The organism is Cryobacterium sp., from assembly GCF_025463825.1.
Classification (GTDB): Bacteria; Actinomycetota; Actinomycetes; order Actinomycetales; family Microbacteriaceae; genus Cryobacterium.
In genome coordinates this window covers 25,221-51,075 of the sequence record NZ_JAODBG010000058.1, presented here as the reverse complement: position 1 = coordinate 51,075, position 25,855 = coordinate 25,221, and the positions used below count along the sequence as shown (strand labels likewise).

The window sequence follows — 25,855 nt, the reverse complement described above, 5'->3', positions numbered from 1 at the left end:
GGCCGACGACGGCCTCTGGTGGATGTTCTACACCGGCACCTCCCGCGCCGAGAACACCATGGTGCAGCGGGTGGGCGCGGCCACCTCGGCCGACCTGCTCACCTGGACCAAGGTCTCCACCGAACCGCTCGTGGAGGCGGACCCCGCCTATTATGAGAAGCTCGACCTGTCGATCTGGCACGACGAGGCCTGGCGCGACCCCTGGGTGTTCCGCTTTCCCGGCGAGAGCACCTGGCAGATGCTGATCACCGCCCGCGCGGCATCCGGCGACCCGCGCGTACGCGGCGTGCTCGGCCACGCCACCAGCGACGACCTGCGCACCTGGACGGTGCAACCGCCGCTCAGCCAGCCCGGCCAGGGCTTCGGCCAGCTCGAGGTGTTTCAGTTCGAGATCGTGGACGGCGTGCCGATCCTGCTCTTCTGCTGCGGCGTCTCCGAACTTTCGCCCGAACGGCAGGCGGCGGGCGAGGTGGGCGGCGTGTACAGCGTGGCCGTGGATGCCCGGCTCGATCGCGTGGACTTCACCGGCTCGGTGCTGTTCGACCGCACCGACCTCTACGCCGCGCGGCTGCTGCAGGATGCCGATGGCGGCTGGGCACTGCTCGGCTTCCTCAACATGGTCGACGGGGAGTTCGTCGGCACGCTGAGCGATCCGATTCCGGTCACCGCCGACCCGGTTCTCGGGCTCGTGCATCGGCCCTCCCAGGCGTTGGAGCAGCGCGACGCGGATCTGGCAGCGGTTCAGGCATGACCGGCCGCCCGGTGCTGGTAGTGGGCGAGGCCCTCGTGGACCTCGTGCAGCGGGTCGACGGCTCCGTCGACGAAGCGCCGGGCGGCAGCCCCGCCAATGTGGCGCTCACCCTGGGCCGGTTGGGCCGGCATCCGCAGCTTCTCACCAGCCTGGGCGACGACGACCGCGGCCGCATTGTGCGCGCCTGGCTCGAGGAGTCCGGGGTGCGGGTGACCGCCGCGAGCGCAGGGCGCACCTCCACCGCTACGGCGGTGCTCGACGCGAGCGGGGCCGCCACGTACGAATTCGACCTGGCCTGGTCGGTGGACGCGAGGCTCGCAGCCCCGGCCGACGTGGTGCACGTCGGGTCGATCGCCACCGTCATCGAGCCGGGTGCCACCGAGGTGGCCCGCCTGGTGGCCGAGCGGCGCGAGACGGCCACGATCAGCTTCGACCCCAACATCCGCCCGGCCTTGATCGACGACGCCGCGGCCGCTCGGGCCCGGGTGGAGCAGCTTGTGGGCCTGGCCGACGTGGTGAAGGTGAGCGACGAGGACCTGCACTGGTTGCACCCAGAACGGAGCTTGGAAGAAGGGGCGGCCGCCTGGCTGGCCGCCGGGCCGGCCCTCGTGGTCGTCACGCTCGGCGGTGCGGGCGCGTTCGCGCTCACCGCCTCGGCGCGGATCGCACTACCGGCGCCGCCGACCACGGTGGTCGACACCGTGGGTGCCGGCGACACCTTCATGGGCGCGCTGCTCGACGGGCTGCTCGAGGCCGACCTGATCGGCGCCGACCGGCGCGACGCCCTGCGGGAGATGCCTGCGGGGGTGCTCGAGCGCATCCTTCGGCGAAGCGCTGACGCGGCGGCGATCACGGTCTCCCGGCCCGGAGCGGATCCGCCGACGCTGGCCGAACTCGATGCGGCCGGCGCAACGCCGGAACAGCGGCCGTAGGGCGTGGCGCCTGAACGCGCGCGTCATCCGAACAAGTGCATCACCTGAGCAGCTAGAGAACCCCGGTCTCCTCCTCGTGGGCTGACCGGGGCTTCGGCTTTGCCGGCACTTCGGGCAGGATCTGCAGGCCGGTCGGAGAGTTCGCCGCTCGCACGAGCGCTTCGATCCACAACCAATTCAGCGGAATCTCGGTGCTGTCGTCGAATATGAAATGCAACGGAGTAGCCGAGTTCAACCAGACGCAGTCCATGCCTTCACGGTCGCCGTGGGACGTCGTCCAGGTGAACGTGTGGCTCTCACCTCTGCGCAGCTTGTCGAGAATGACGATCTTCAGGTGCCACAACGTGCGGTCGTCGACCACGAGCGTTGCGGTTTCCGTTCCGTAAATCAACATTCCCAATTTGAGCCTCACACATCTGCGTTGTGCCGCATGAAGATGACATCTCGATAGGTGTCTTTAGGATTCTCGCTAACACCATACGTCAGCGTCCGGCCGTTCAACAAGACTCCAGGAATGCCGGGCAGGCTGCGACCGCTGATCCCGGTGCCACCCAGAACGAGACACCTCACGGGTCACCTCATGAAACCGTTCTCGGCGAAAGGACAAAGCGCTGCGAGGCGGGCGGCGGCGGGTCAGGCGATGCGGTCGGCCCGGTCCATCACGCCGGCCCAGTCCGCGGCGAGGTCGTCCAGCGACAGGCTCAGGGCGCCGCCCAGGGCCGCAACCACACCGAAGGCCGGGCTCGGCAGCCGACCCGTCTCGATCTTCCGCAGCGTCTCCGGAGAGATCCCGGCCTGAGCCGCGACCTCGGTGAGCGCACGAGCACCCCGGGCCCGCCGAAGGGTCTCGCCCAAACGACGGCCGGCCTCCAGCTGCTGCGGCGTGAGCGGCGCGCGAACCATCATTGTGCTCCTCCATCGACCCAGGTTGGTATTACTATACCGTCGGTATTATTATACCAAGATGGTCGAGATACACACAGCTGCAGCAATCTAGCAGATGCGCGCCGCAGGCGCATTCGTTCGAGACACTTTGGCCACCCTGCCGGCGCAGGCCACGGTGGGGGTGAACCTGCTGGACCTCGAACTCGCCGCTCGCAGGGCGGTCACCGACCGCGGCGCGGTCTCCTGCTACTGGGACTACGCGCCATCGTTCGGCAATGGCCCGTTCCGGAACGTCATCTGCCTGTCCGTGAATGACGCCGCCCAGCATGGGCTCCCGCACGACTACCGGCTGCGCGACGGCGACGTGCTGAGCCTGGACTTCGCGGTGTCGGTGGACGGCTGGGTGGCGGATGCCGCCGTGACCGTTATCGTCGGGCGCCACGATCCGGCAGACCAGCGACTGATCCGCTCCACCCAGGAGGCCCTGGCGGCGGGAATCGCCGCCGCACAGCCGGGCAACCGAATCGGCGACATCTCCGCGGCCATCGGCGCCGTCGCAGCAGCCTATGGCTACCCGGTCAATCACGTGTTCGGCGGCCACGGTGTGGGGCGAACGATGCACGGCGATCTCTTCATCTGCAACGACGGTCGCGCCAACCGGGGTTTCCGCATCCGCCCGGGGCTCGTCTTCGCCCTCGAGCCCTGGTGGGCCGCCACCACCGCGCGCATCCGCATGGACCCGGATGGCTGGACGGTGCGGTCGGCTGACGGCAGCCGCGCCGCGCACACCGAGCGCACCATCGCCGTCACGCCGGAGGGGCCTATGGTGCTGACCGGCTGATCCCCTCGGCCGCCACAGGCAGGTCGGCGGCCGGCGGCGGCGGCGGCCGACTCGCGGGCATGTCGTGGGGCTGCGGCATACTTGGACTGCGGGCGACGGCCCGCCCCTTACCCGGAGACGAGATCGTGTCAGACCCCAGCCTTCGCCTGCCCAACACGCAGTTCTGCGCCGTCCTCAACCTGGGGGCGCTGCCGCTCGAGGCCCCGCCGCTGCCGCCGCGGTTCGCGCACCCCGTTCTGGATGCCCAGTGGCTTGAAGACGGCGCCGCGGTCTACATCGGCTTCGAAGGCGGTGAGCTGCACTTCGACGTCTCGGAAACGACCATCCAGCACCACTTCCACGACGCCGACGGCACCGATACCGACAACAGCCCGTGGCCGCCCGCCGACACCGCCGGTCTGCTGGCCTGGGCCGTGCCGTTCGTCAAGCACGTCGCCGGACTGCTCGAAGAACTCACCATGGATGCCGCGGAGGCCGCCGAATGGAGCGCGCTCGGGCTCACTGTCTACGCCACCAGCCCGCCCGAACCCGTGCAGCTGGAAGTCGTCGACCTGGAACTCGAGGGCGAACAGCTGATGCTGCCCTGGCTGGGCGCCGGCCACGTGGGCCATGACCACATCGACGGTCCCAACCACCCGATCGCGCTGCTGTGGAACGTGGATCACGCCGAGCCCAATGAACCTTTGGCCACCGCCTGGACCGACCCCACCACGGGTCAGCCGGCCGTGTTGGCCAAACCGTTCGTGAACTGGGATGTCGTGGGCCTGCCCGAGCAGGAGGTTCTCGAGTGGCTGGAGGGGCTCTACTTGAACCACCACCTGCTGGCCGATCCGGAAGAACTCATTCTGCGTGCCGGGCTGGAGCGGATCGCGGGCCTGCGTTAGCCAGGCGGCCGTCGACGCGATCGGGCAGCCGGCGTTGATTGCCTGGGCGCTGTGGTCCACGGCGGCGTTGGCGCGCAAGAAGTAGCAGCCTGGGAGCGACGCGTGGGTAGGTCGAGGGGTCTCGACGAGCTCGACCAGCGACGGGAACTAGTGGGTTGTGGCGGACTGTCGGGTGCGGCTCCAGGTGACCAGGGGGTGCAGCAGGGAGATCAGCTGGCGGCCGGACGGCGTGAGGTTGTAGCTGATCGACACCGGGGTGGTGGGCTGCACGTCGCGTTCGATGAGGCCCTCCTGCTCGAGCTCCTTCAGCCGCGCCGCGAGCAGCCGGTCGGAGATGCCCTCCACGAGAGCGCGGTACTCCGAGAAGCGGCGAGCGCCGCGGGCGCCGGCCATCAGGATCGCGGCGCTCCACTTGCGACCGGCCAGCTCCACGGAGATCTGGAACCGTCGGCACTCTTCCTCCTCGAGGGCGAGATTCGAATCGCTCATCCGCTCCACCTCCTGTTTCGCTAACTAATGGTTAGCAGCTTACCGCCCGGTGGTGATTCTGCGCGCGAGCGTGCATAGTTGAGACCTCGGCGGGTCGAACTTGGGCGCCGCCGGCACAACCGCAGAAAGGCCACCATGGTCACCACGATCGGCATCCTGGGGGCGGGCCGCGTGGGCTCCGCCGTCGCCCGCACCGCACTCAAGGCCGGGTATGCCGTGCACATCTCCGGATCCGGACCTGCCGCCGACATCCAACTGATCGTGGACATCGTCATTCCCGGCGCTGTGGCGATGACGGCCGCGGAGGTGGCCGCATCCGCCGACCTGGTGATCCTCGCCGTGCCGATGCACAAGTTCCGCACCGTGGACCCGGGCACCCTCGCCGGCAAGATCGTGATCGACACCATGAACTATTGGCAGCCGATCGACGGCACACTCGACGAGTTCACGACGGATGCCCGCAGCAGTAGCGAGGTCGTGGCCGACTACTTCGCCAGCGCCCACCTCGTAAAGACGCTCAACCACATCGGCTACCACGACCTTGAAACCGACGCCAGGCCCGCCGGCGACCCGCAGCGGCACGGACTCGCCCTCGCCGGGGAGGCCGAGACCGCGGCCGTGGTGGCCGAGGTCCTCAACCGGTTCGGGTTCGACCCGGTGTACGCCGGCCCGCTCGTGGCCGGCGCGGCGTTCGAGCCGGGCTCGCCGATCTTCGGCGGCCGGCACACCGCTGACGAGTTGGCCATCGAGCTGGGCCTGGCCGAGGCCGCCTAGCTGTTCCCCGTTCGGACTTTTGCGGCCGTTGTGCCGGGCGCAGAAGTCCGCTTCGGGCACATTTCCACGCTCACCCGCTTCACCAGACATTGGACACCACCATGGAAATCGGCGCTTACAGCTTCGGCGATACCCCGCTCGACCCGGACGGCAGCCCGCGCAGTACCGCGGAAGGCATCCGCAACCTGTTCGACGCCATCGTCGCCGCCGACAAGGTCGGGCTCGACTACTTCGGCATCGGAGAGCACCACACCGTGAGCATGCCGGCGTCCTCGCCGGGCGCGATGATCGCGGCGGCGGCCGCGGCGACCGACCGGATCATCCTGGGCAGCGCGGCGAGCATCATCAGCACGGATGACCCGGTGCGGGTGTTCCAGCAACTCGCCACCGCCGACGCGATCTCCGGCGGCGGCCGGGTGGAGATCACCGCCGGCCGCGGCTCCTCGGTGGAGACCTTCCCGCTGTTCGGCTACGACCTGGCCGACTACGACCGGCTCTACGCGGAGAAGCTCGACCTGCTGATGACGATCAACGACAGCCCCACCGAGAGCATCAGCTGGTCGGGAACCGTGCGGCCCGCCCTGACCGACCTGGCCGTGGTGCCCCGGCCGGTGCGCGGGCGGCTGCCGATCTGGTTGGCGACCGGCGGCAACGCGGCCTCCTCGGCCAGGGCCGGCAAGCTCGGCCTGCCGGTGTCGTATGGCATCATCGGCGGCGAGCCGCACCGGTTCGCCCCGCTCGCCGAGCTGTACCGGCGCTCCGCCACGCAGGCCGGGCACACGGGCGAGGACATCAAGGTCTCGGTGGCCACGTTCGGCCTCGTCGCGCCGACGAAGAACGAGGCGTTGGAGCGGTTCTACCCCGGCTGGCACAACCTCAACGTAGAGATGGGCAGACTGCGCGGTTGGGGCGCGCCCGACCGGCGGCAGTTCGACACCCAGGCCGCGGCGCCCGGCGCGTATTACGTGGGCGACCCGGATGACGTGGCCGAGCGCATCGCGCACCTGCACGGCTACCTGGGCCACATGCGGCACTTCTTCCAGGCCGACTTCGGCGGATTGCCGCAGGAGCACCTGCTGGAGTCGATCAGCCTGCTTGCCACCGAGGTGAAGCCGCGGGTGGCCCGGTTGCTCGCCGCCAAATAGGAGCCCGGGAGTCGCTAGGGTTGCACCTGACGGGGGTCGGTCGCTCCCGAGCGGTCGAGCACCGCTGTTTCCCTCCGGCCGACACCAACTGGAAAGCCGACGGCACGCATGTTCGACATCGACGCGTCATGGTGAGCGCCCGCAAGGCCAAGGAGGCCGAGGTCGCCAAGACCGAGGGCCTGGTATTCCGGATCGCCCTGGGCACCGCGGGTTTCTTCGTCGTCGTGTGCCTGCTGCCCACTGTTCTGGTGATGGTCATCGGTCTCGTCACCGGCAGGACGTCGGCCGCCGACCCCTGGAACCTGCTCGCCTCCGCCGAGGGCTATCCGGTGTTCCACCCGCAGGCTGCCTGGCTGCTCGTGCCGCCCGCCGTGACCATGTTCGTCCTGTCCGTCGTGACGATGCCGATGGGAATGGGGAGCGGGAGCGCCGTCGACCGCCCGACCCTGTATGTCACGAGCTACGGCATGGCAGTTCTGGGCTTCCTGGCCAGCATCGCCTTCCAGGATGCGCCGGATGCCGGCGCGGGAGCGCTGGTGGGTCTCGTCGCAGCCGGCCTGCTGGTGGTCGCGGGGGTGCTCTTCCACGTGCGCAACTTCCTCGGCAGCCTGGACTTCGTGCCCTGGTCCTGGCGGCCGGACCTGCCCGAGCCGGCCCCGCCCGTTCTGCACCCGGTCACGGTGACTGGTTTCCGCGCAACCGGTCCGGCCGGGCCGGCCGGGGCGGCCGGGGCGGCCGGAGGGAGCGCGACGAGGGTGGCGAGCGTCCGCGTGCGCTACGACTACCTGGCCTGGATCCAGGTACCGGAATACTGGCCGTGGCCGGTGGCCGGCTGGGACTACCCCGACGCGGACGACTGGGCCACCTTCGTGGGCGAGAACCTGGCCACGGCGAACCGTGTCGACGAGGCGACCGCCCGCCTGCTCGTCGCCGAGCTGCGCACCATCGCCGCCGAGTGCCCGGAGAACGAGAGCCGGTTCATCTACAGCACCGACCTGGTGCTCCCGCTGGTGTTCGTCAGGGTGCGGCACGGGGAATCCCGCACTGAGCTCTCGCTCGAACAGGTCCTTGCTACGGATGCGCCGACCGGGACCGCCAGCATCAAGCCCCGGGTCACGCCGACGCTCGGCACCGGCATCCACTCGCTGCACAACGACGGCGCCAACCGCTCGAAGAACAACCCGATGCTCACCGCCCGGTACGCCCGGCGGGCGAAGGGCATCGATGTGCTGATCACCGCCGACGACATTCCCGCCGCACGGAGCGACGAACTCCTGGCAGCCATCGACACCTTCGCCCAGGCCACCCGGATCGTGAGCATTAAGCCGCGCCCGGGTACGCGGATTGGCGTGACCGACTAGTTTCACCGTGCCACGCGGGTGCGGCGCCGTTACGCGGGTGGCGCGCCGCCCGCTTAGCGGCGCCTGACCCGCGCATCGCCACATCCGTCATCCGCAGGAAGGCGCCCGACCCGCGTAACGGCGCCTGACCCGCGCATCGCCACCCCGCGCGCCCGAGACGGGCTGCGCATCCGCAGCGGAGGGGCTACGGCGTGCGCAGGTAGCCGCTCTGCACGCTGCTGATCAGGTGGTCGAGCAGATCGGTCCAGGCCTGCCGGGACTGGGCGTCCACGGCCATGCCGGTCCGGATCGCCCAGTGCCGGGCGATCACGGTCACACCGTTGAACAACGACGAGACCAACAGTTCCACGTCCAGCGGGTCGGCGCCGGGGGTGCGCCGCTCCACCTCGACGGCCAGGGTCGTCGCCGTGCGCGCGAACGCCTCCTGCATGAATTGCTGGGCTCGGGGTCCGTTGTCCAGGCCAACGGCGGGGGCGAGCGCGGCGATGGCGGAGACCAGGTCGGCGGCCCGGAGGGTCTGCGCGATCTCGTCGAACATCGACGCTCGCGAGCCGTCGCCGACCGGGGTGGCCGCAGCGGCCGCGGCGAAGGCGTCGATGACGACCCCGAGGACATCGGTGCAGACCGTGAGCACCACGTCGTCGATCGAGGCGAAGTGGTTGAACACAGTCCGCCTCGACACGTCGGCCCGGGCCGCCAGCTCGTCGACACTGAACCGCGGCGAACCGCGCTCGGCAATGAGGAGCCTGGCCGCGTCGATGATCGCCTGGCGGTGGCGCTCCTTCAACGCGACTCGGCGGTCCGGGGCCGGCGCGACGGTCATCGGCGGGCGACCAACGACGGCTCTGGCACCGGGGCCTGCCCGGCGTGCGGATGCGTGCGCTCCAGCGAGGCGCCCTCCACGTCGACATCCGGCAGGATTCGGTCCAGCCACTTGGGCAGCCACCAGGCGGACTCACCCATCAGGTGCATGACGGCGGGGATCAGCAGCATCCGCACCACGAACGCGTCCACCAGCACGCCGAACGCCAGGCCGAAGCCCATGGTGCGGATGATGGCGGAGTTGGAGAAGATGAACCCGGCGAACACCGAGATCATGATGATCGCCGCGGCGATCACCACCGTGCGGCCGGCGTGCACACCGCGCTGCACGGCGAGGCGGGCGGGCGCACCGTGGGCGTAGGCCTCCCGCATGCCGGACACCAGGACCAGCTGGTAGTCCATGGCGAGGCCGAACAGGATGCCGACCAGGATGGTGGGCAGGAAGCTCAGGATCGGCGCCGGGTCGTGCACGCCGAAGACCGCGCCGAGCCAGCCCCACTGATAGATCGCGGTGATGCCGCCGAAGGTGGCGAACAGCGACAGCACGAAGCCGAGCGTGGCGGTGATCGGCACCAGGATCGAGCGGAACACGAACACCATGATGATCAGCGACAGGCCGATCACCACGGCGAGGTAGCCGGGCAGCGCCTGCGCGAGCTTCTCGGAGATGTCGATGTTGCCGCTGGCGCTGCCGGCCACGCCGAGGGTCACATCGCCGTCCAGCGGGGACAGGTCGCGGAGGTCCCGCACGAGCTGTTCGGTCGACTCGCTGTTGGGACCGTCGCCGGGGATGACCTGGAACGCGATGAGAGTGTCGTCCTCGGAGGCGCCGATCGGGGCGACGGCGGTGACATCGTTCTGGGCGAGCAGCTGGTTGCCGATCCGCACCTGCTCGGCGAGGAGCTCGTCATCGGTGATGGCCTCCGGCAGTTCGGCCACGACCAGCAGCGGGCCGTTCACGCCGGCGCCGAACTTCTCCTGGATGAGGCTGAACGCCCGGTACTGGGTGGAGTCCTGCGCTTCGGAGGAACCGTCCGGCAGGCCCAGCCGCATGGACAGCGCCGGCAGGGCCACGATGACAAGCACGATCACGCCGGCGATCAGGGTGAAGATGGCCCGGCCGGTGTGCATCGGTTTGGTGGGCAGCTTCGAGACGTCGGGGTGGCCGATCTTCGCGCGCGCCTTGCGGCTGAGCACCTTCATGCCGGTGAGTGAGAGCAGCGCCGGGGTGAGGGTGATGGCGATCAGGATGGCGACGGCGACACAGACCGCGCCGACGGTGCCCATCATGCCCAGGAACGGGATGCCGGTGATGTTCAGCGCGAGCAGGGCCACCAGCACGGTGGACCCGGCGAAGACCACGGCGTTGCCGGAGGTGCCGTTGGCCAGGCCGATGGATTCGCGCAGTTCGACGCCCTGCAGGAGTTGGCGCCGGTGCCGGTTGAGGATGAACAGCGAGTAGTCGATGCCGACCGCAAGGCCGAGCATGACACCGAGCACCGGAGTGATCGACATCATCTCTACGGCCCCGGAGAGGGCGAGCGAGGACACCACTCCCACGCCCACTCCCACGAGCGCGCTGACGATGGGCAGCGCGGCGGCGAGAACGGTGCCGAGCATCACGAGCAGGGTCACGGCGGCCAGGACCAGGCCGATGGCCTCGCCGATGCCGAAGATCTCGGGGATGCCCTGGGTGAGCTCGTTGGAGAAGTCTGCCTTGACCCCGGCCGGAAGGGCCGCCTCGACGTGTTCGACCACGGCGTCCTTGGTCTCGGGGGTCACTTCCATCTGAGCCTCGTCGAAGACGATGTTGGCCACGGCGGCGGTACCGTCCTCGGAGACGGTGCGGATGCCGGAGGACATCGCCAGGAGGTCGGCGCCGAGTTCGAGGGTCTCGCTCTGCTCCTCGAGCGCAGCGAGGCTCTCGGTGATGGTGGCCTGGCCGGCGTCGGCCCGGGCCTGCTGGGCGTCCAGCGCGGCCTGCTGGGCGTTGATCTGCCCGAGCGCCTGGGCGGGAGCGCCGGCCTGCTCGGCCTGGGCACGCGCGGCATCGAGCTGCGCCTGGCCCTGGGCGAGCTGCGGGGCGGCGGCGTCGAGCTGCGCCTGGGCCGCCTCAAGCTGGGTGCGGCCATCGGCGACCAGCTGGGCGCCGTCGGTGACCTGCTGGTTCTGCTCGTCGATCTGCGTCTGGGTGGCGAACGGGTCGGTGCTGGCGGAGACACCGTCGACCTCGGTGGCGCTGGTCAGCAACTCGCTGATCTGGGCGCGCTGCTCGTCGGTGAACTCCGACCCATCCGTGGTGGAGAAGACAAGGGCACCTGATCCACCGCTGGCGCTGGGGAACTTCTCGGCGAGCTGGTCGGTGACCTGGGCGGTGGCGGTGCCGGGGATGGTCACGGCCGAGCCGAGGGCACCGGCGAAGGAGAGGTAGCCGGCCACGGCGAGGCCGAGGATCACCAGCCAGGAGACGATGACAATCCAGGCGCGGCGGGCAGAAAACTGTCCGAGGCGGTACAGCAGCGAAGCCATGACTCTCGATTCCTTGTGGAGCAGGTGCGGCGGGTGGTCGGCGGCAGCCCTCGACAGACGCGCACCGGAGTGACACTCGGTGCAACGTAGCACTGAGTGCAACAACTAATCCTATCGCAATCCGAAGCCGGTCCGGTCCGCCACTACCCGCCCGCCCCGGGTACGGTGAACCCATGACGGATGCGGCGCTGGTGGGTGCGGTGGTGGCACCCGACCTGCACGTGATGACCTACAACATCCGCCGCCGGCTGCCCACCCTGCGCCCGGACAGCCCCGACCGCTGGGACAACCGCAAACCGCTGCTCCGCCGGCTGCTCGCCGCCGAGCAACCAACCCTGCTCGGCGCCCAGGAGGCGCTGGCCGACCAGGTGGAGGTTGTCGCCGCCGCACTCGGACCGGCCTACCGGTGGGTGGGATACGGCCGCCAGAAGGCCGGTCGCGATGAGCGCAACCCGATCATCTACGACAGCCGGCGCCTCGAGCTGACCGGCTGGCGGCAGTGGGCGCTGTCGGCTACGCCGGAGGCCCCCGGGTCGCGGTCGTGGGGCAATCTGGTCCGGCGGGTGCTGGTGTCGGCCGATTTCACCGATATCGCGACGGGCGGCCGGGTGCTGGCATTCAACACGCATTTCGACCACATCTCCTGGCGGTCCCGCCTCAGGTCGGCGACGTTCCTGCTGGACCGGGTACGCCTGGCGCACGCCGCGGAGCCGGAGGCGATGATCGTGGTGACGGGCGACTTCAACGCCGGCGCCGACTCGGCCGTGCACCGGCGGCTCACGGCGGAGGGCGCACTGCGGGACGCCTGGACCGCCGCAGCCGAGCAACTGACGCCGCAATGGGGCACCCTCTCGCACTACAAACCGCGTCATCGCGGCGGCAAGCGCATCGACTTCGTGCTGGTGGGTCCCGACGTCGACGTGCGGAGCGCGGGCATCAACGCCGCCCGGTACGACGGCCGGGCCGCGTCGGACCATGAACCCGTACAGGCGGTTGTGCGGCCCGCCCCGTCGCCGCCACCGGGCCGATCCGGTTAGGGTGCTGGCATGATCAACACCCCGCTGCGGCGCCCGTCGGGGGTCGCGGAGGTGACCGCCGATGCGCTGCGGGCGGTGGCCCTGGTGGGCATCGTCGTGGCGAGCGTCGGGTGGGGTCCGATCCCCGGAGCGAGCCTCGCGCTGGTCGCCGGCGGGATGCTGCTGCCCCGGCTCCTGGGCGTGCGGCCGAGTGTGGACATTGCCTTCGGCGTCGTGGTGCTCGTGGCGGTGTGGAGCAGCGTGCTCGACATCTACATCACGACTCGCTGGTGGGACCTGCCGGTGCACCTGGTGACCAACGGCCTCTGCGCCGCACTGCTCTACATCGTGCTCGTGCAGTTCAGCGTCGTCGCGGATGCCGCCACCCTGCCCCGGCCGATGCTCTCCACTGTCGTTGTCACCACGGCGTTAGGCCTGGCCCTCGGCGTGTTCTGGGAGATCTTCGAGTGGATCGGGCACACCTTCCTCGACCCGGAGATCTACGTCGGCTACACCGATTCGATCGGCGACCTGGTGTGGGGCGGGGCCGGTGCCGTGCTCGCCGGCTGTTGCATGCGGTACCTCAACGGCAGCCCGACAGCGGCATCGACAGCGGCATCGTCAGCGCCACCGTCACCGGGCTGAGCCGGTCGCCTCTGCCGCGTCTAGCGCAGGACCACCGCGGTGATCCGGGCGTGGAAGAATTCGCCCTGCGCCTGGCGGTCGGTGCCCCACCACCAGCCGGCGCTGATCGTGGCCGGAATTCGCACTCCGTGGAAGTCCCGCTCGGAGTGGACCGTGCATCCGAAGGGGTACCGGCCGAAGGGCTGCCCGTCGGGATTGCCCCAGCGGGAGATCAGCGCCGACGTCACCTGGCCGCTTTCGCCGATTTCCAGTTCCACTGATTCCTGTTCGCCGCCGAGCAGCCAGGTGCCGACGACGTGATCCTTGGTGCGACCGGATGTCCAGGTAGCGGCCCTGAAGGCGGTCGGGGAGATCACGATCTCGCTCACCAGCCGTCCGGCGGCGCTGCGGCTCACGTCGGGTCCCCGAGCGGTCACGACGGGGAAGAGGCCGAGCATCCGCCAGCGCATTTCGCCGGTGCCGGAACTGAACCTGTCGAACCCTCGCACGGGCAGCCCGGCCACCCACGCCGTCGCGGCCCAGACGTACCCGGCGTCGGGGGCGACGATCTGCCGGGCGCTGAACCTGCGCCAGGCGCCGAGCTTGATCTCGCCGCTCATCGTCACGTCCGCGGTTCTCCACAGCGGCGTGCCGGCGGGGATCGCGTGGATCAGCCAACGTTGCGCAGGCTCGGGCAGCTCCGCCACGAGCTCGGCGGCGAAGACGTCGGATGGCGCCGGCCGCACAGCCAGATCGAGCCAGGCCTGTCGGATCCGCCACGCCTCACCCGGCACGCGGCTCACGGGAGCCCGCGTCGAGTCGGCTCGTCGGAACCACCAGGCCAGGATCACTGCTACCAGCACCGCAGCGTCCGCTACCAGCCCGGCTCCGGCAGCCGCCGCCATGGACAGCACGGCCGGTACCGATACCACCGCCGCAGCGGCCGCCACCGGCAGCCACCGGGCCGAGTGACCCAGCAGGAGCACGGCAGCGGCCAGGAAGAGGGTCGCCGCGAGGAGCCACAGGCCTCCGACGGCGATGCCGCCGGGAGAACCTGCCGCCGGCAGCGCATCCGCATAGCGCAGCTCGCCCGCCTGGCCCAGCCGCCAGAACAGCGCGACGCCCATGAGGTGGATCAGCCCGTGGCCAGCAAGCGCGAACGCGCCGGCCAGCGCGGCCGCCCGGGCGACCTCGGCGCGCCGACGGGCCGAGTGGCGAGTGGCGTCGATCCTGTCGCCGGCGGTGACGGCGAGGGCCGCGCTCATGAGGCCGGCCCGGCACTGATGGTGCGGCGCGGGTCCGCCGCGCCGACGGCCGGCGACGCTGAATAGCGGGCGAGCACGAGTTGTACCGCCAGCCACGGGGCGTCGGGGTCGGCGGGCGCACCGGTGATGAGCAGCCGCACGTAGAGCGGGCCGGCGAGGGCATCGAGCACAAAATCGACGTCGGTGTCCGGCAGTAGTTCGCCGGTCCGGATGCCCCTCTCGACCGCCTCCCGCCACAACTGCCGGGTGGGCTCGATGATCAGAGATCGGTAGGCGGCGGCAAGATCGGGGTCGGTCGCCATCTCGGCGACCAAGCCCGGCAGCACCCGGCCGAGGGGCGTGTGCGTGAGCGTTTCGGACAACCGGGTGGCGTAGTGGAGCAGCTGATCGGAGACGTTATCCGGCGGCAACGCGGCCTCCCCCGGCATCTGCGTTCTCATGGCCTCGACCACCAGCTGGGACTTCCGGGCCCAGCGCCGGTACAGCGTGGGCTTGCCCACTCCGGCCCGCCGGGCCACCTCCACCATGGTGAACCGGGGGTACCCCACGTCAACGAGCACGGAGAGCGCCGCCGCGATGATCGCCGCGTCCACATCGGGGTGCCGCGGGCGCCCCCGAACCAGTTCCTGTCCGTCCGGCCGGCTTACGGCCACGCCTGCGTTCGACATCGCATCCCGTCTCGTGCTGCTGCTCGGTGGGTCACTGCTCTTTTCGTTACTGCCAGTAGCGTTATAGCACGCTCGGCCGCTTGCGTGGCGAATCCCTTGTGTCTGCACCTACCATCTGATAGATATATCAACTAGAGAGATGAGGTGGCAGATGGCGGTTTCCGAGCAGACCCAGATGGCCGTCCTCGGCGGCCTCAGTATCGCGCCGATGACCGGCTATGCCCTGCGGGAGCAGATCCGGGAGGCCCTCGGGCACTTCTGGTCCGAAAGCTTCGGGCAGATCTACCCCGCGCTGTCGCTGCTGGAGCAGGGCGGCCTCATCGAACGACAGGCCGCCCTGCGGGCCGGCTCGTCCACGTTCACCATCACCCCGGCGGGCAGCATCCGGCTGCGCGAGTTGCTGGCCGAGGCGCCGCAAACCGCTCAGCCGCGCAACGGCCTGCTCTTGCGGCTGTTCTTCGGGCGGCAGTTGGGCGCCGATACCTGCCGCCGACTGGTGCTGGATGCCCGGGCCCGGGCCGAGGCCGAGCTCGCTGAGATGCAGCGCATCCGCACCGAGCTGCCGGCCGAGGTGGCCGAGACCGCCCCGGATGCGCCGTACATCCTGCTCACCGTGCTCGCCGGCGAGCACTCCGCCCGCGCCTCGATCGCCTGGGCGGATGAGGCGCTTCAGCTGCTCGACAACCTTTCGGCGACGCCGTCGTCTGCTCCCACCCGGATCGAGGAGTCCCGATGAGCACAGGCCTCGTGACCGCCGCGGCCGTCCTCTTCTGCGTGCTGATGGCCGGGTTTGCGCTCTTCCAGATGGCCCTCATTGCCGGCGCGCCTCTGGGGCGCTTCGCCTGGGGCGGGCAGGACCGGGTGCTGCCGGTTCAGAAGCGTGTGGGCAGCGTGATTTCGATCGGCCTCTACGTGGTCTTCGGTGTCGTGGTGCTGCAGCGCGCCGGCCTGGCCGAGGTGATCCCCTGGCCGGCCGCGCTCGCGGTGGCGACCTGGGTGCTGGCGGGCTATTTTGTGCTCGGCGTCGGGTTGAACGCTCTCTCCAAGTCCCGGCCGGAGCGGTGGACGATGGCGCCGCTCTCCGCGGTGCTGGCGGCGCTCACGATCATCGTCGCGCTCAGCTGAGCGCCCGGACGTCGCGGCGAAACCCCAGGGCGCTCGTGAGGTGCCTCAGTTGCGGGCGCGCTTCCGGGACGTGACGAAGACCGCGGCGACGGTGAGGGACAGCGCGAGTAGCAGGGCCCCGGTGGTCAGGGCGGCGGAGGCCTCCGCGGCGACGGCTGCCGCGCTGCCGCCGCCGCCGGTCACGCCGGCGGAGACGGCAACGAGCACCGCCAGGCCGAGCGAGCCGCCGAGCTGGTGCGCCACGTTGACGAGTCCGGAGCCGGCGCCCGCGTCGAGGGGCTCGATACCGGCGACCCCGGCCGCGGTCAGCGGGGCGAAGGCCAGGCCCTGCCCGAACCCGATCAGCACCATGGGCAGCGCGACGGCGGTGAGGTACTCGCTGTCCACGCCAACCCGGCCCAGCCACAGCATCCCGGCGAAGGTGACGGCGATGCCGGTCACGAGCAGGGCCGAGTTGCCGAACCGGCGGGTCAGGCGCGGGATGGCCAGCGCCACGGCGAAGTTGACGACGGTCATTGGCAGGAAGCCGAGGCCGGCCTGTAACGGGCTGAAGCCGAGCACGCCCTGCAGGTATTGGGTGATGAAGAAGAAGTAGCCCATCATGGCGCCGAGGAAGAGCATCCGGGCGCCGTTCGCGCCGGAGCGCTGCCGGTTGCAGAAGAGTCGGAGCGGCATGATCGGCTGGCTCGCCTTGGACTCGACGAGCACGAACAGGGCGAGCAGCACGGCGCCGGCGGCCACGGCGAGCAAGGTGACCGGGTCGGCCCAGCCGTCTTCCGCGGAGCGCACGAAGCCGTAGACCAGGGCGGTCATGCCCAGGGTGGAGGTGATGACGCCGAGCACGTCGAACCGGCCGGACTGGCGCGTCGACGCGGGGATGAAACGCAGCGCAGCGATGATCATCAGCACACCGATCGGCACGTTGATGAGGAAGCCGACCCGCCAGGAGGTGAGGTCGGCGAGCACGCCGCCGAGCACCAGGCCCACGCTCGCGCCAATGCCGGCCACCGAGCCGTAGGCGGCGACGGCCCGGGTGCGGGCGTGCCCCTCGGCGAAGCTGGCGGTGAGCAGGGAGAGGGTGGCCGGCGCGAGGATCGCGGAACCGACGCCCTGCACGGCCCGGGCGACAAACATCCACTCGGCGGATTGCGCCGCCCCGATGGCCAGGGAGGCCGCCGCGAAGATGCTCAGCCCGACCATGAACATACGGCGGCGGCCGAAGATGTCGCCGGCGCGGGCGCCGAGCAGCAGTAGGCCGCCGAAGACGAGGGTGTACGCGTTCTGCACCCAGGACAGCCCCGCGGTGCTGAAGCCGAGGTCGTCGCGGATGCGCGCGAGCCCGGTGAACACGATCGAGTTGTCGAGGATGACCATGAAGTAACTGACCAGGATGATCGCCAGGATCGCGCCGGTGCCCACCCTGCCGGGGGGCGTTATGGTGCTCGACGGGGGTTCGACGTGGGGTTTGTCGTCGTCATGCTTCTGCTTTCGTGGGAACGGGTGAGGCTACGTCCCAGTCAAGCGGTGGCGCCCGAAGCCGTACAGGTTCTGCCGGGGCAGGTACCGGCAGGGCCTGTCTCCGTGCCCCTCAGTTCCGTCGACTCGCTTCCGTCGACTTGCTCTCGTCGGCTCAGTCCGGAGGTGCCGACAGGAACGGTCCATGCCCATCGCCCACGCCGCCCGTTTCCCACGACGCCGGAGCTGATGAGCCGCAAACCACGCCAGTCCGCGGCGAGGTCAAGCGGTGGTTTCGTCGAAGTCTGTGATGAGCTGCACCTTGTCGGCCGACGCCGACGCCGTGTCGAAGCGGTAGTGCAGCCACTCCTGGGTGAGCCGGCGCGCCACCTCGAGTCCGATCACTCGTTGGCCGAAGGCGAGAACCTGGGCGTTGTTGCTGAGCACCCCGCGCTCGACCGAGTAGCCGTCGTGGGCGGTCACGGCACGGATGCCGGGCACCTTGTTGGCCGCGATCGCCATGCCCAGGCCGGTGCCGCAGATGAGCAACGCCCGGTCGGCGGTGCCCGCGGCCACCAGGGTGGCCGCTTCGATGGCCACGCTCGGGTAGGGCGTGTGGCTGGCGGCGTCCACGCCGATGTCGATCACGGCGGCGACCAGCGGGCTGGCCTCAAGGTCGGCCTTCAGGATCTCCTTGTAGGCGTAGCCGGCGTCGTCCGCGCCGATGATGAGGGTGAGGGGCTGAAGAGTCATGAGACGTGCACCTTTCGTGCGGGTCCGTTGGCGGTCGCCAGGGTGGTGACAATGAGGGCGAAGGAGGTGGCGCCGGGATCGGCGCTGCCCAGGCTCTTGGCGGCGTGCGGCCGGGCCCGGCCGAGCTTGGGCAGCAGGTCGGCGGTGGATGCGGCGGCCCGGGAGGCCGCGTCGGCCGCCCGGGTCAAGGCATCCGCCACCGGGATGCCGGCCTCGACGGCGGCGCGGAGTTGCGCCACGTACGGGGTGACGGCGTCGACCATGGTCTTGTCTCCCACGGTGGCCTTGCCCAGCCGGGTGAGGGTGCCGGCGAACGCGTCGGCGGCGGCGAGGATGGCCGCGGCGTCGATCGCGGTCTCGTCGCCGAGCACCTGGCCGGCCGCGCGCAGCGCGGACCCCCAGAGGACTCCGGAAGTGCCGCCGGCGTGCTCGGCCCAGGCGTCGCCCGAGCGGGCGAGGGTGCTGCCGGCGCCGGCGCCCTGCCCGGCCGTCACCGTGGCGGCGGTCAGCGCGGCGTCCAGGCCCCGCACCATGCCGCGGCCGTGGTCGCCGTCGCCGGCGATGGCGTCCATCTGGGCGAGGGTGTCTTCGTGTTCCCGCACCGTGGTGGAGGCCGCGGCGACGAGGGCGACCACCTGGGCGGCCGCCTGCTGCGAGACCGGGCTGCCGGGTTCGATGGCGTCGGCGACCTCGTCTGCCACGGCGCCGTCGTCATCACCGTCATCACCCCAGGCAAGCGCAGACCCCTTGCGGTAGGCCGGGGTGTCGGCGGGGGCCCGCCAGAGCGGTTCGAGTTCGTCGTCGAGCCAGACCAGGCTGAGGGAGACGCCGGCCATGTCCAGGCTGGTGACCAGTTCGCCCACCTCCGGGTCCACGAGCTGCAACCCGGCGGCGGCCAGACGGGGTGCGATCTCGCCCCAGAGCAGGAAGAGTTCTTCGTACTTGGTGGCGCCGAGTCCGTTGAGGATCACGCCGACCCGGCCGGCATGCTCGGCGGGCGCCTCGGCCAAGACCGTACGCACGAGCAGTTCGCCGATCTCGGCGGCGGTCTGCAGCGGCACGGTTTCCAGGCCGGGTTCGCCGTGGATGCCCAGGCCCACCGCCATCTGGCCGCGCGCCACGGTGAAGAGCGGGTCGATCGCGCCGGGGAAGGTGCAGCCGTCGAAGGCGATTCCGGCGGTGCGGGTGCGGTCGTTGGCCAGGCGGCCGAGCCGTTCGACCTCGTCGATGTCGGCTCCGGTCTCGGCGGCCGCGGAGAGCACCTTGAACACCACGACGTCACCGGCGATGCCGCGACGCTTGTGGCTCTCGTCGACGGAGGCGCTGAGCACGTCGTCGGTGACGATCACGTTGCGGGCGTCGATGCCCTCGGCGGCGAGCTGTTCGCAGGCGATGCCGAAATTCATCACGTCGCCGGCGTAATTGCCGAAGCTGAAGATCACGCCGCCGCCGCGGTTGGCCTGCCGGCCCACCGAGTAGGCGTATTGGGCCGAGGGCGAGGTAAAGATGTTGCCCACCACCGACCCGTCGCCGAAACCAGGGCCGACCAGGCCGGCGAAGGCCGGGTAGTGCCCGCTGCCGCCGCCGAAGATCACCACGGTCTTGCCCCGCGGGCCGGGATGACGGCGCACGACGCCGCCGGGTACCGGGCGCACGTAGCTACCGTGCAGGAGAGCGAACCCGGCCAGCGCTTCTTCGGCGAAGTCGGCGGGGTCGTTGTGGATGCGGGTCATGGGGGGACTCCTCGTTGAGTGGTTATTCGAAGTTGCGGTGCCGCGGGGCGAGGTCCGCAAAGGCGACGCCGAGGCGTTCGGCCAGTTGCAGCACCAGGGTGTCGAAGACCAGCTGGGTGGCCTGCTCGAACAGGCTGCCCATCGGCTGGATCGACGGCACCAGGTCGCCCTCGCCACGGTAGACGGTGGCGGGCACGATCAGCGCCACGTCGGCCAGAGCCGGGGTGCGTGCCTCCCTGATGGCCGACACCACGATGGTCGTGGCGCCCACCTCCTGCACCCGGTCGAAGACATAGTCGAGGTGGCCGATGGTGCCGGGACCGTTCACCATCACCAGCACGTCGCTGGCGGTGACGGCCGGGGTCGTGTCGTCCCAGGCCCAGTGCACCGTGAGGCCGAGGTGCGCCAGTCGCATCGCGAAGCCGCGGGCGGCCAGGCCTTCCCGGCCCACGCCGATCACGAAGACGGTGTCGGCGGCCAGCAGGACCCCGACTGTGCGCTCCACGTCGTCGGTGTCGACTCGGGCCACAGTAGCGGCGAGTTCCGCCGCGATGGTAGCGGCCCGACCGTGAAAAGTCGCGCCCCGGAAGGTGCTCACAGTGCCCGCCCGCCCGTCGACACGGCATCCGGTGACCGGTGCGTCTCGGCCGCGGCCGACGGCGCCGATTCCGGCGGGATCACCGTGGTGGTGCCGGGCCCCTTCGCCGGGGCGGCGCCGCGCGGGTTCCACCGGGCCACGTAGTAGTTGACCACCATGACCAGCAGCAGCATCGAGCCCCAGATGAGGTTCTTCACGTAGGGGTTGAACTGCAGGATGGTGAAGGCGCTCTGCAGGGACTGCAGCAGGATGAGGCCGAGGGCCACGCTGACCACCCGGCCGCGGCCGCCGTAGGGGTTGAAGCCGGCCAGCACGACCACGAGAATCGCCTGCAGCAGGTAGCTTTCGCCGAACCCGACCCGGGCGGAGTTGACCCTGGAGACCATGATCACCGCCGCCAACCCCACCAGCAGGCCGATGCTGACGTAGGTGAGGATGATCACCCGATCGTTGCGCACCCCGGAGAAGCGCAGCGCCACGTCGTTCTCACCGAACAGGTAGATGCGTCGGCCGAACCGGGTGCGGCGCAGCATGAATCCCACCACCAGGAACGCGGCCACCATGAGTAGGAAGATAATCGGGATGTTCGCGACCGTGGCGGCACCGAGGGCGGAATAGCTGCTGATGGCGATGGGCACGCTCTGTCCGTTGGTGATGACCATGCCAATGCCGGTGAAGAGGATCATTGTGCCGAGGGTGGCCAGGATCGGCGGAATCGACACCTTGGCGATCAGCAGTCCGTTGAGCAGGCCGCAGAGCATGCCGGTGACCAGGGCCGCGAGGATGCCCACGAGCATCAGGGTGTTCGAGTTCGACGCCGTGATCGGCACGAGCTGACCGCTCATGACCGTGGCGCCCACGATGCCGGAGAGCACCGCGGCGGAGACGATGGACAGGTCGATGCCGGCGGTGAGCATCGCCAGGCCCATGGCGAGGGCGAGGAAGCCGAATTCGCTGACTTGGGACGACATTGACTGCAGGTTGCCGGCGGAGAGGAACCGGCCGCCGAGCAGGGTGATGAGCACAATGAGGGTGACGGCCGTCATCACAAGCAGCACGGACAGGTTCTTGTCTCGGGCGACGAGACGGGCAATGGAGTTCATGGTCTGGTTCTCTGGCTTCCCGGTTAGGCCGTCGCGAAGACGAGGTTCTTGCGGTCCTGAATGCGTTGGCGGTAGTACATGACGCCCAGGCTGATCAGCAGCACGGCGCCGAAGAACAGGTCGTTCCACGACGAGCCAAGGCCGAGGAAGACCAGGGTGGACTGGAACAGCTGCACCACGACAATGCCCAGAATGGTGCCGAGGATGGTGCCCTCACCGCCGGTGAGCTTGGCGCCGCCGATGACGACCGCGGCGATGATCATCAGCTCGGTGCCCACCAGCGAGACCGGGTTGACGTACTTCAGTTCACTGAAGTAGATGATGCCCATCAGGCCGGAGAGGGCGCCGGAGTACGCGTAGACGAACAGCTTGGTGCGGAAGATGTTGATGCCGAGCCGGGAGGCTGATTCCTCGTTGCTGCCTACCGCGAAGACCTGCCGGCCGAGCATGGTGCGGTAGAGGATGAACCAGGTGAGCACGAGCACCGCGATCACGATCGGCAGGAACACGGTGAGGCCGTACCGGCCGGTGTCGGAGTTGATCACGATCAGGTCGGTTGAGCCGAAGTTCACCAGCGATTGCGGCATCGCGCCGGTGGGGAACGACTTGGTGCCCAGTACCGTGGCCATCAGTCCGTGGTAGGCGCTGGCGGTGCCGAGGGTCACGATCAGGGTGGGCAGGTTGAACCGGTAGATGATCAGCGCGTTGATCGCGCCGAGCAGGCACCCGACCACGATCGACACCATGAAGGCGAAGAGGATGTTGTCGATGCCGAGCGCCAGCATCAGCTTCACCGAGGTGTAGCCCGAAACCACGGCGATGGCGGTGAACGATACGTCGATGCCGCCGGAGACGAGCACGATGAGCACGCCGATGGCGAGGATCATCACGCCCGAGCCGCTGCGCAGCATGTCGAAGAGGGTCTCCACACTGAAGAACAGCGGGTTCTTCAGGGCCACGATCACGATGTAGCCGATGATGATGGCCAGCAGGTACTTCTCCATCGCGGTGGAACGCCGGTTGAAGACGGCGCGGAACGGGGAGGTCTTCATCGCTGGTCTCCAGGTGTGATCGTGGTGAGCGCCGCGGTGGCATGTTTCACGTGCGCCTCCGGGTCGCTGATGATGGTGGCGAGGCGGTCCTTGAACTCGGGCGCGCGCAGGTCGGCTTCTTCGAACCGGTCGAGCACCGCGCCCTCGTGCATGACGAGCACCCGGTTGCAGTTGGCGATGATCTCCTCGGGTTCGTCGGAGATCACGATCACGCCGATGCCGCTGGCGGCGAGGGCGTGGATGCGGTCGTAGATTTCCTGCTTGGAGCCGATGTCGATGCCGACGGTGGGGCTGTCCAGGATGAAGATGGTGGGGTGCCGGGCGATCCATTTTCCGATCACCACCTTCTGCTGGTTGCCGCCGGAGAGGTTCTGCACCAGGGTGTCGACGTTCTTGTTGTTCACGTTCATCTCGTGCACCGTCGCCACGGCGAGCGCCTGCTCGGCCTTGCGGTCTATCAGGCGGGTGCGGCCCAGCAGCGAGTCGATCACGTTGGACGAGACGTTGTTGCGGATCGACTGGGCGCCGAACAGGCCCTGGGTCTTGCGGTCTTCCGGCACCAGCGCGATGCCGTGCTCCATCGCCTGCAGGGGCGAGCGGATGCTCACCGGCTTGCCGCCGATCAGGATCCGGCCGGAGTCGGGGGCGTTGAGACCGAAGAGGGACAGGGCGAGTTCGGTGCGGCCGGCGCCGAGCAGCCCCGTGAGACCGAGGATGTCGCCGTTGCGCAGGTCGAAGGTGACGTCCTGGTAGTTGCCGGTGCGGCCGAGGCCCTGTACCTGCAGCAGCGGGGTCTCGTCGTCGATCTGCCGGTGGTAGCGGGCGTAGGAGACCCGGCGGCCGGTCATGTGGAAGCTCAACGACTCCTCGTCAAGCTCGGCGGCGGTGAAGTCGCCCACCTTGTGGCCGTCGCGAAAGATGGTGATGCGGTCGGCGATGGCAAAGACCTCGTCGAGTTTGTGGCTGATGAACACGATCGACAGGCCGCGGCTCTTGAGCTCGAGCACGATCTTGAGCAGCCGCTTCACCTCGTTGGTGGTGAGCGCGGTGGTCGGTTCGTCCATGAACAGGATGCGCGCATCCATGCTCAGCGCCCTGGCGATGGCCACGAGTTGCTTGTTGGCAACAGAGAGGGTGGAGACCCGGTCATCGAGGGGCAGTTCCACGCCCACCCGGGCGAGCTGTTCGGCGGCGATGGTGCGCATCGTGGACCGCTTCACCAGCTTGGAGCCGTCGTGCATCATGCGGTTCATGGCGATGTTCTCGGCCACCGAGAGGTGGTCGAAGAGGGAGAGATCCTGGTAGATGACCTGCACACCGGCGCTGATCGCGGCTCGCGGGCCCTGGCTGTCGACCCGGCCGCCGTCGATGGCGACGCTGCCGGCGCTGGGCGCGTAGACGCCGGAGACGATCTTGACGAAAGTGGACTTGCCCGAGCCGTTCTCGCCGGCGAGGCAGAGGATCTCGCCCTCGCCGATCGAGAGGTTGATGCTGTCGAGTGCGGTCACCCCACCGAAGGCGATGGAGAGGTTTTCCGCGATGAGGATGGGGTTGCCCATGATCGCTCTATTCGTGAGTAGAAGAAAAGTGCGGCCGGGTCCCGAAACTTTCGAGAGGAGGGTCGCAATAGAGGGGTGTCGCGCAGCGGGGTGAGGCCGGGCGTGGCCGGGGCGGTGGCGGCGTCAGCTGGAACTGGACGCCACCACCGGCATCCGGTGAAACGGGTGGTGCGGCAGCGGTTCGCTGCGGGGAACGGGTATTGCTTAGAAGGGGTATTCGCCGCCGGGGTACTGGCCCTTTTCGATCATCAGGATCGCGGCGCCGGTGATGAGCTTGCCGTCGACGGTGACGTCGTCGTAGCCCTCGAACTTGAGGTCGTTACCCGACTCCACGGCCTGGTCCTGCAGCACGGCCAGGGCCACGGCGTTGGCCGCGTAGCCGGCGCCGGCGGGGTTCCACGCCTGGGCCGAACCCACCACGTCTTCTTCGAGGTACGGGCCGGCCACCGAGGGCAGGCTCAGCATCGAGGTGGCGATGTTGGTGAGGTTCTTCTCCTTGAGCACGGCAGCAAAGTTCGCCCCGGCCGAGACCGAGGTGCCGATAAAGCCGCCGAGGTCGGGGTACGCCTTGAGGATCTCCAGGGCGTTGTCGCGGGCCTTGGAGTCGTCGTTGTCGTCTTCGTAGGGCTGCGCCGACACCGGGGTGATGTCGGGGTAGTTGGCCTCGAGGTACGCGACGCCAGCGTTGTACCAGGCCATGTGGGTCTCACTGGTGAGCGAGCCGACCTCGCCGACGAAGGTGCCCTTGCCGCCCATCTGGTCGGCGAGCTGTTCGAACATCTTCTCGCCGAACTCGGCATTGTCGAAGGCCTCGAGGTCGTAGTCCACGCTCTCGGTGGCGGCCAGCGCCGGGGCCTCGTGGGTGATGACCACGATGCCGGCGTCGCGGGCCTTCTTGAGCACCGGGGCGATCGACTGCGGGTCGTTCGGCACCACGACGAGGGCGTCGACACCCTGCGCGATGAGGTCTTCGACGATCTGCACCTGCTTGGCGGGGTCACCGGTGTCCGGGCCGGTCTGCCACGCCTCCACGACGTCGCCGTTGTCTTCGTTGAACTGGTCGACGCCGGTGCGCATGGCCTCGAACCAGGAGATGCCCTCGACCTTGGACACCGTGGCGATGCGGAACACGCCATCGTCGGAACCGCCGGCGGCGGTGGCGCCCCCGGTCTCCCCCACGGTGCCGCATCCGGCCAGCAGGGCGGTTGCCGCGATCGCGGTCACCGTGAGGCCGAGAAGCTTGGTTGGACGCTTCATTACTGTTCTCCTTTGAACGTGGCTGTGTTACAAGACGCCCCTGCAGTCACACTGGCCGGGGCAGTTGTAACAGTAAAGCACAGATTGTCACGAAAGCGAGCAAATCCTTTTTTACCGAGATCACAACGGCGAACCGTTTGGATCGCCGTCACTACGCGCTGGTCCGGGCACAAGCCGAGGAGTACGGACTGTGACATTTCTGATACATTTCGTTATATCGCCCCCAGTCGTACT

General features: G+C 69.2%; 26 protein-coding genes. 11 read left to right on the top strand and 15 right to left on the bottom strand.

Going from position 1 to position 25,855, the window contains the following annotated elements:
- Positions 1 to 751, top strand: a 751-nt coding sequence (locus JWP54_RS07405) for a glycosyl hydrolase family 32 (protein WP_297369652.1), incomplete at its 5' end; no start/stop codon positions are given.
- Positions 748 to 1,683 carry a carbohydrate kinase gene (locus JWP54_RS07400; protein ID WP_297369649.1) on the top strand — a complete coding sequence of 312 codons (936 nt, stop codon included), beginning with the start codon at positions 748 to 750 and terminating at the stop codon, positions 1,681 to 1,683. The genes JWP54_RS07405 and JWP54_RS07400, both read left to right, overlap by 4 nt.
- A gap of 52 nt (positions 1,684 to 1,735) precedes the next feature.
- Here JWP54_RS07400 and JWP54_RS07395 read toward each other — a convergent pair whose 3' ends face one another.
- Positions 1,736 to 2,077 (bottom strand): hypothetical protein, encoded by a 342-nt coding sequence (locus JWP54_RS07395; RefSeq protein WP_297369645.1) that lies wholly within the window; start codon positions 2,075 to 2,077, stop codon positions 1,736 to 1,738.
- 239 nt (positions 2,078 to 2,316) lie between these two features.
- Positions 2,317 to 2,586 (bottom strand): helix-turn-helix transcriptional regulator, encoded by a 270-nt coding sequence (locus tag JWP54_RS07390; protein WP_297369660.1) that lies wholly within the window; start codon positions 2,584 to 2,586, stop codon positions 2,317 to 2,319.
- Positions 2,587 to 2,683: 97 nt separating this feature from the next.
- Between JWP54_RS07390 and map the strand changes: the two genes are divergently transcribed.
- Positions 2,684 to 3,409, top strand: coding sequence for a type I methionyl aminopeptidase (gene map / locus JWP54_RS07385; protein ID WP_297369642.1), 726 nt, complete (start codon positions 2,684 to 2,686; stop codon positions 3,407 to 3,409).
- Positions 3,410 to 3,534: 125 nt separating this feature from the next.
- Positions 3,535 to 4,293 carry a hypothetical protein gene (locus JWP54_RS07380; protein ID WP_297369640.1) on the top strand — a complete coding sequence of 253 codons (759 nt, stop codon included), beginning with the start codon at positions 3,535 to 3,537 and terminating at the stop codon, positions 4,291 to 4,293.
- Positions 4,294 to 4,440: 147 nt separating this feature from the next.
- On the opposite strand, the gene JWP54_RS07375 is transcribed toward JWP54_RS07380, so the two are convergent.
- Entirely contained in the window at positions 4,441 to 4,782 is a 342-nt protein-coding gene (locus JWP54_RS07375; protein ID WP_297369637.1) for a helix-turn-helix domain-containing protein, read from the bottom strand.
- Between the two features lie 78 nt (positions 4,783 to 4,860).
- Between JWP54_RS07375 and JWP54_RS07370 the strand changes: the two genes are divergently transcribed.
- The 3 genes from JWP54_RS07370 (at position 4,861) to JWP54_RS07360 (ending at position 8,062) form a co-directional block, all read left to right on the top strand.
- Positions 4,861 to 5,556, top strand: a complete 696-nt coding sequence (locus JWP54_RS07370; protein ID WP_367274191.1) for an NADPH-dependent F420 reductase — start codon at positions 4,861 to 4,863, stop codon at positions 5,554 to 5,556.
- 101 nt (positions 5,557 to 5,657) lie between these two features.
- Positions 5,658 to 6,701 (top strand): LLM class flavin-dependent oxidoreductase, encoded by a 1,044-nt coding sequence (locus JWP54_RS07365; RefSeq protein WP_297369631.1) that lies wholly within the window; start codon positions 5,658 to 5,660, stop codon positions 6,699 to 6,701.
- Positions 6,702 to 6,829: 128 nt separating this feature from the next.
- Positions 6,830 to 8,062: a hypothetical protein gene (locus JWP54_RS07360; RefSeq protein ID WP_297369628.1), complete on the top strand. Its 1,233-nt coding sequence runs from the start codon at positions 6,830 to 6,832 to the stop codon at positions 8,060 to 8,062.
- A 184-nt stretch (positions 8,063 to 8,246) separates the two neighbouring features.
- On the opposite strand, the gene JWP54_RS07355 is transcribed toward JWP54_RS07360, so the two are convergent.
- Positions 8,247 to 8,885 carry a TetR/AcrR family transcriptional regulator gene (locus JWP54_RS07355; RefSeq protein ID WP_297369625.1) on the bottom strand — a complete coding sequence of 213 codons (639 nt, stop codon included), beginning with the start codon at positions 8,883 to 8,885 and terminating at the stop codon, positions 8,247 to 8,249.
- Positions 8,882 to 11,413: an MMPL family transporter gene (locus tag JWP54_RS07350; protein WP_297369621.1), complete on the bottom strand. Its 2,532-nt coding sequence runs from the start codon at positions 11,411 to 11,413 to the stop codon at positions 8,882 to 8,884. The genes JWP54_RS07355 and JWP54_RS07350 overlap by 4 nt, the downstream gene beginning before the upstream one ends.
- A gap of 173 nt (positions 11,414 to 11,586) precedes the next feature.
- Between JWP54_RS07350 and JWP54_RS07345 the strand changes: the two genes are divergently transcribed.
- Positions 11,587 to 12,450 (top strand): endonuclease/exonuclease/phosphatase family protein, encoded by an 864-nt coding sequence (locus JWP54_RS07345; RefSeq protein ID WP_297369619.1) that lies wholly within the window; start codon positions 11,587 to 11,589, stop codon positions 12,448 to 12,450.
- Between the two features lie 9 nt (positions 12,451 to 12,459).
- On the top strand, positions 12,460 to 13,074 hold the full coding sequence (locus JWP54_RS07340) for a hypothetical protein (protein WP_297369616.1): 615 nt from the start codon (positions 12,460 to 12,462) through the stop codon (positions 13,072 to 13,074).
- 20 nt (positions 13,075 to 13,094) lie between these two features.
- Here the strand turns inward: JWP54_RS07340 and JWP54_RS07335 are convergent, their stop codons facing one another.
- Positions 13,095 to 14,318, bottom strand: coding sequence for a DUF6544 family protein (locus JWP54_RS07335; RefSeq protein WP_297369612.1), 1,224 nt, complete (start codon positions 14,316 to 14,318; stop codon positions 13,095 to 13,097).
- Positions 14,315 to 14,971 carry a TetR/AcrR family transcriptional regulator gene (locus tag JWP54_RS07330; RefSeq protein ID WP_297369609.1) on the bottom strand — a complete coding sequence of 219 codons (657 nt, stop codon included), beginning with the start codon at positions 14,969 to 14,971 and terminating at the stop codon, positions 14,315 to 14,317. Before JWP54_RS07330 ends, JWP54_RS07335 begins: the two co-directional genes overlap by 4 nt.
- Before the next feature lie 166 nt (positions 14,972 to 15,137).
- On the opposite strand from JWP54_RS07330, the gene JWP54_RS07325 reads away from it, so the two are divergent.
- On the top strand, positions 15,138 to 15,722 hold the full coding sequence (locus JWP54_RS07325; protein ID WP_297369606.1) for a PadR family transcriptional regulator: 585 nt from the start codon (positions 15,138 to 15,140) through the stop codon (positions 15,720 to 15,722).
- The gene (locus JWP54_RS07320; RefSeq protein WP_297369603.1) at positions 15,719 to 16,111 is read left to right on the top strand and encodes a hypothetical protein; all 393 of its coding nucleotides are present in this window, start codon (positions 15,719 to 15,721) and stop codon (positions 16,109 to 16,111) included. The genes JWP54_RS07325 and JWP54_RS07320 overlap by 4 nt, the downstream gene beginning before the upstream one ends.
- A 45-nt stretch (positions 16,112 to 16,156) precedes the next feature.
- Here the strand turns inward: JWP54_RS07320 and JWP54_RS07315 are convergent, their stop codons facing one another.
- The 8 genes from JWP54_RS07315 to JWP54_RS07280 form a co-directional block, all read right to left on the bottom strand.
- Positions 16,157 to 17,530 (bottom strand): MFS transporter, encoded by a 1,374-nt coding sequence (locus tag JWP54_RS07315; RefSeq protein WP_297369600.1) that lies wholly within the window; start codon positions 17,528 to 17,530, stop codon positions 16,157 to 16,159.
- 318 nt (positions 17,531 to 17,848) lie between these two features.
- Positions 17,849 to 18,319 (bottom strand): ribose-5-phosphate isomerase, encoded by a 471-nt coding sequence (locus tag JWP54_RS07310; protein WP_297369597.1) that lies wholly within the window; start codon positions 18,317 to 18,319, stop codon positions 17,849 to 17,851.
- Positions 18,316 to 20,052, bottom strand: coding sequence for a dihydroxyacetone kinase family protein (locus JWP54_RS07305; RefSeq protein ID WP_297369595.1), 1,737 nt, complete (start codon positions 20,050 to 20,052; stop codon positions 18,316 to 18,318). Before JWP54_RS07305 ends, JWP54_RS07310 begins: the two co-directional genes overlap by 4 nt.
- Before the next feature lie 22 nt (positions 20,053 to 20,074).
- The gene (locus JWP54_RS07300; protein ID WP_297369592.1) at positions 20,075 to 20,557 is read right to left on the bottom strand and encodes a 6-phospho-3-hexuloisomerase; all 483 of its coding nucleotides are present in this window, start codon (positions 20,555 to 20,557) and stop codon (positions 20,075 to 20,077) included.
- A gap of 89 nt (positions 20,558 to 20,646) precedes the next feature.
- A complete protein-coding gene (locus JWP54_RS07295; protein ID WP_297369589.1) occupies positions 20,647 to 21,753 on the bottom strand; it encodes an ABC transporter permease in 1,107 nt (368 codons plus the stop codon).
- Positions 21,754 to 21,776: 23 nt separating this feature from the next.
- Positions 21,777 to 22,805, bottom strand: a complete 1,029-nt coding sequence (locus JWP54_RS07290; protein WP_297369586.1) for an ABC transporter permease — start codon at positions 22,803 to 22,805, stop codon at positions 21,777 to 21,779.
- Positions 22,802 to 24,364 (bottom strand): sugar ABC transporter ATP-binding protein, encoded by a 1,563-nt coding sequence (locus JWP54_RS07285; RefSeq protein ID WP_297369583.1) that lies wholly within the window; start codon positions 24,362 to 24,364, stop codon positions 22,802 to 22,804. Before JWP54_RS07285 ends, JWP54_RS07290 begins: the two co-directional genes overlap by 4 nt.
- 204 nt (positions 24,365 to 24,568) lie before the next feature.
- Positions 24,569 to 25,621, bottom strand: a complete 1,053-nt coding sequence (locus tag JWP54_RS07280) for a substrate-binding domain-containing protein (RefSeq protein WP_297369580.1) — start codon at positions 25,619 to 25,621, stop codon at positions 24,569 to 24,571.
- Positions 25,622 to 25,855 lie beyond the last annotated feature (234 nt).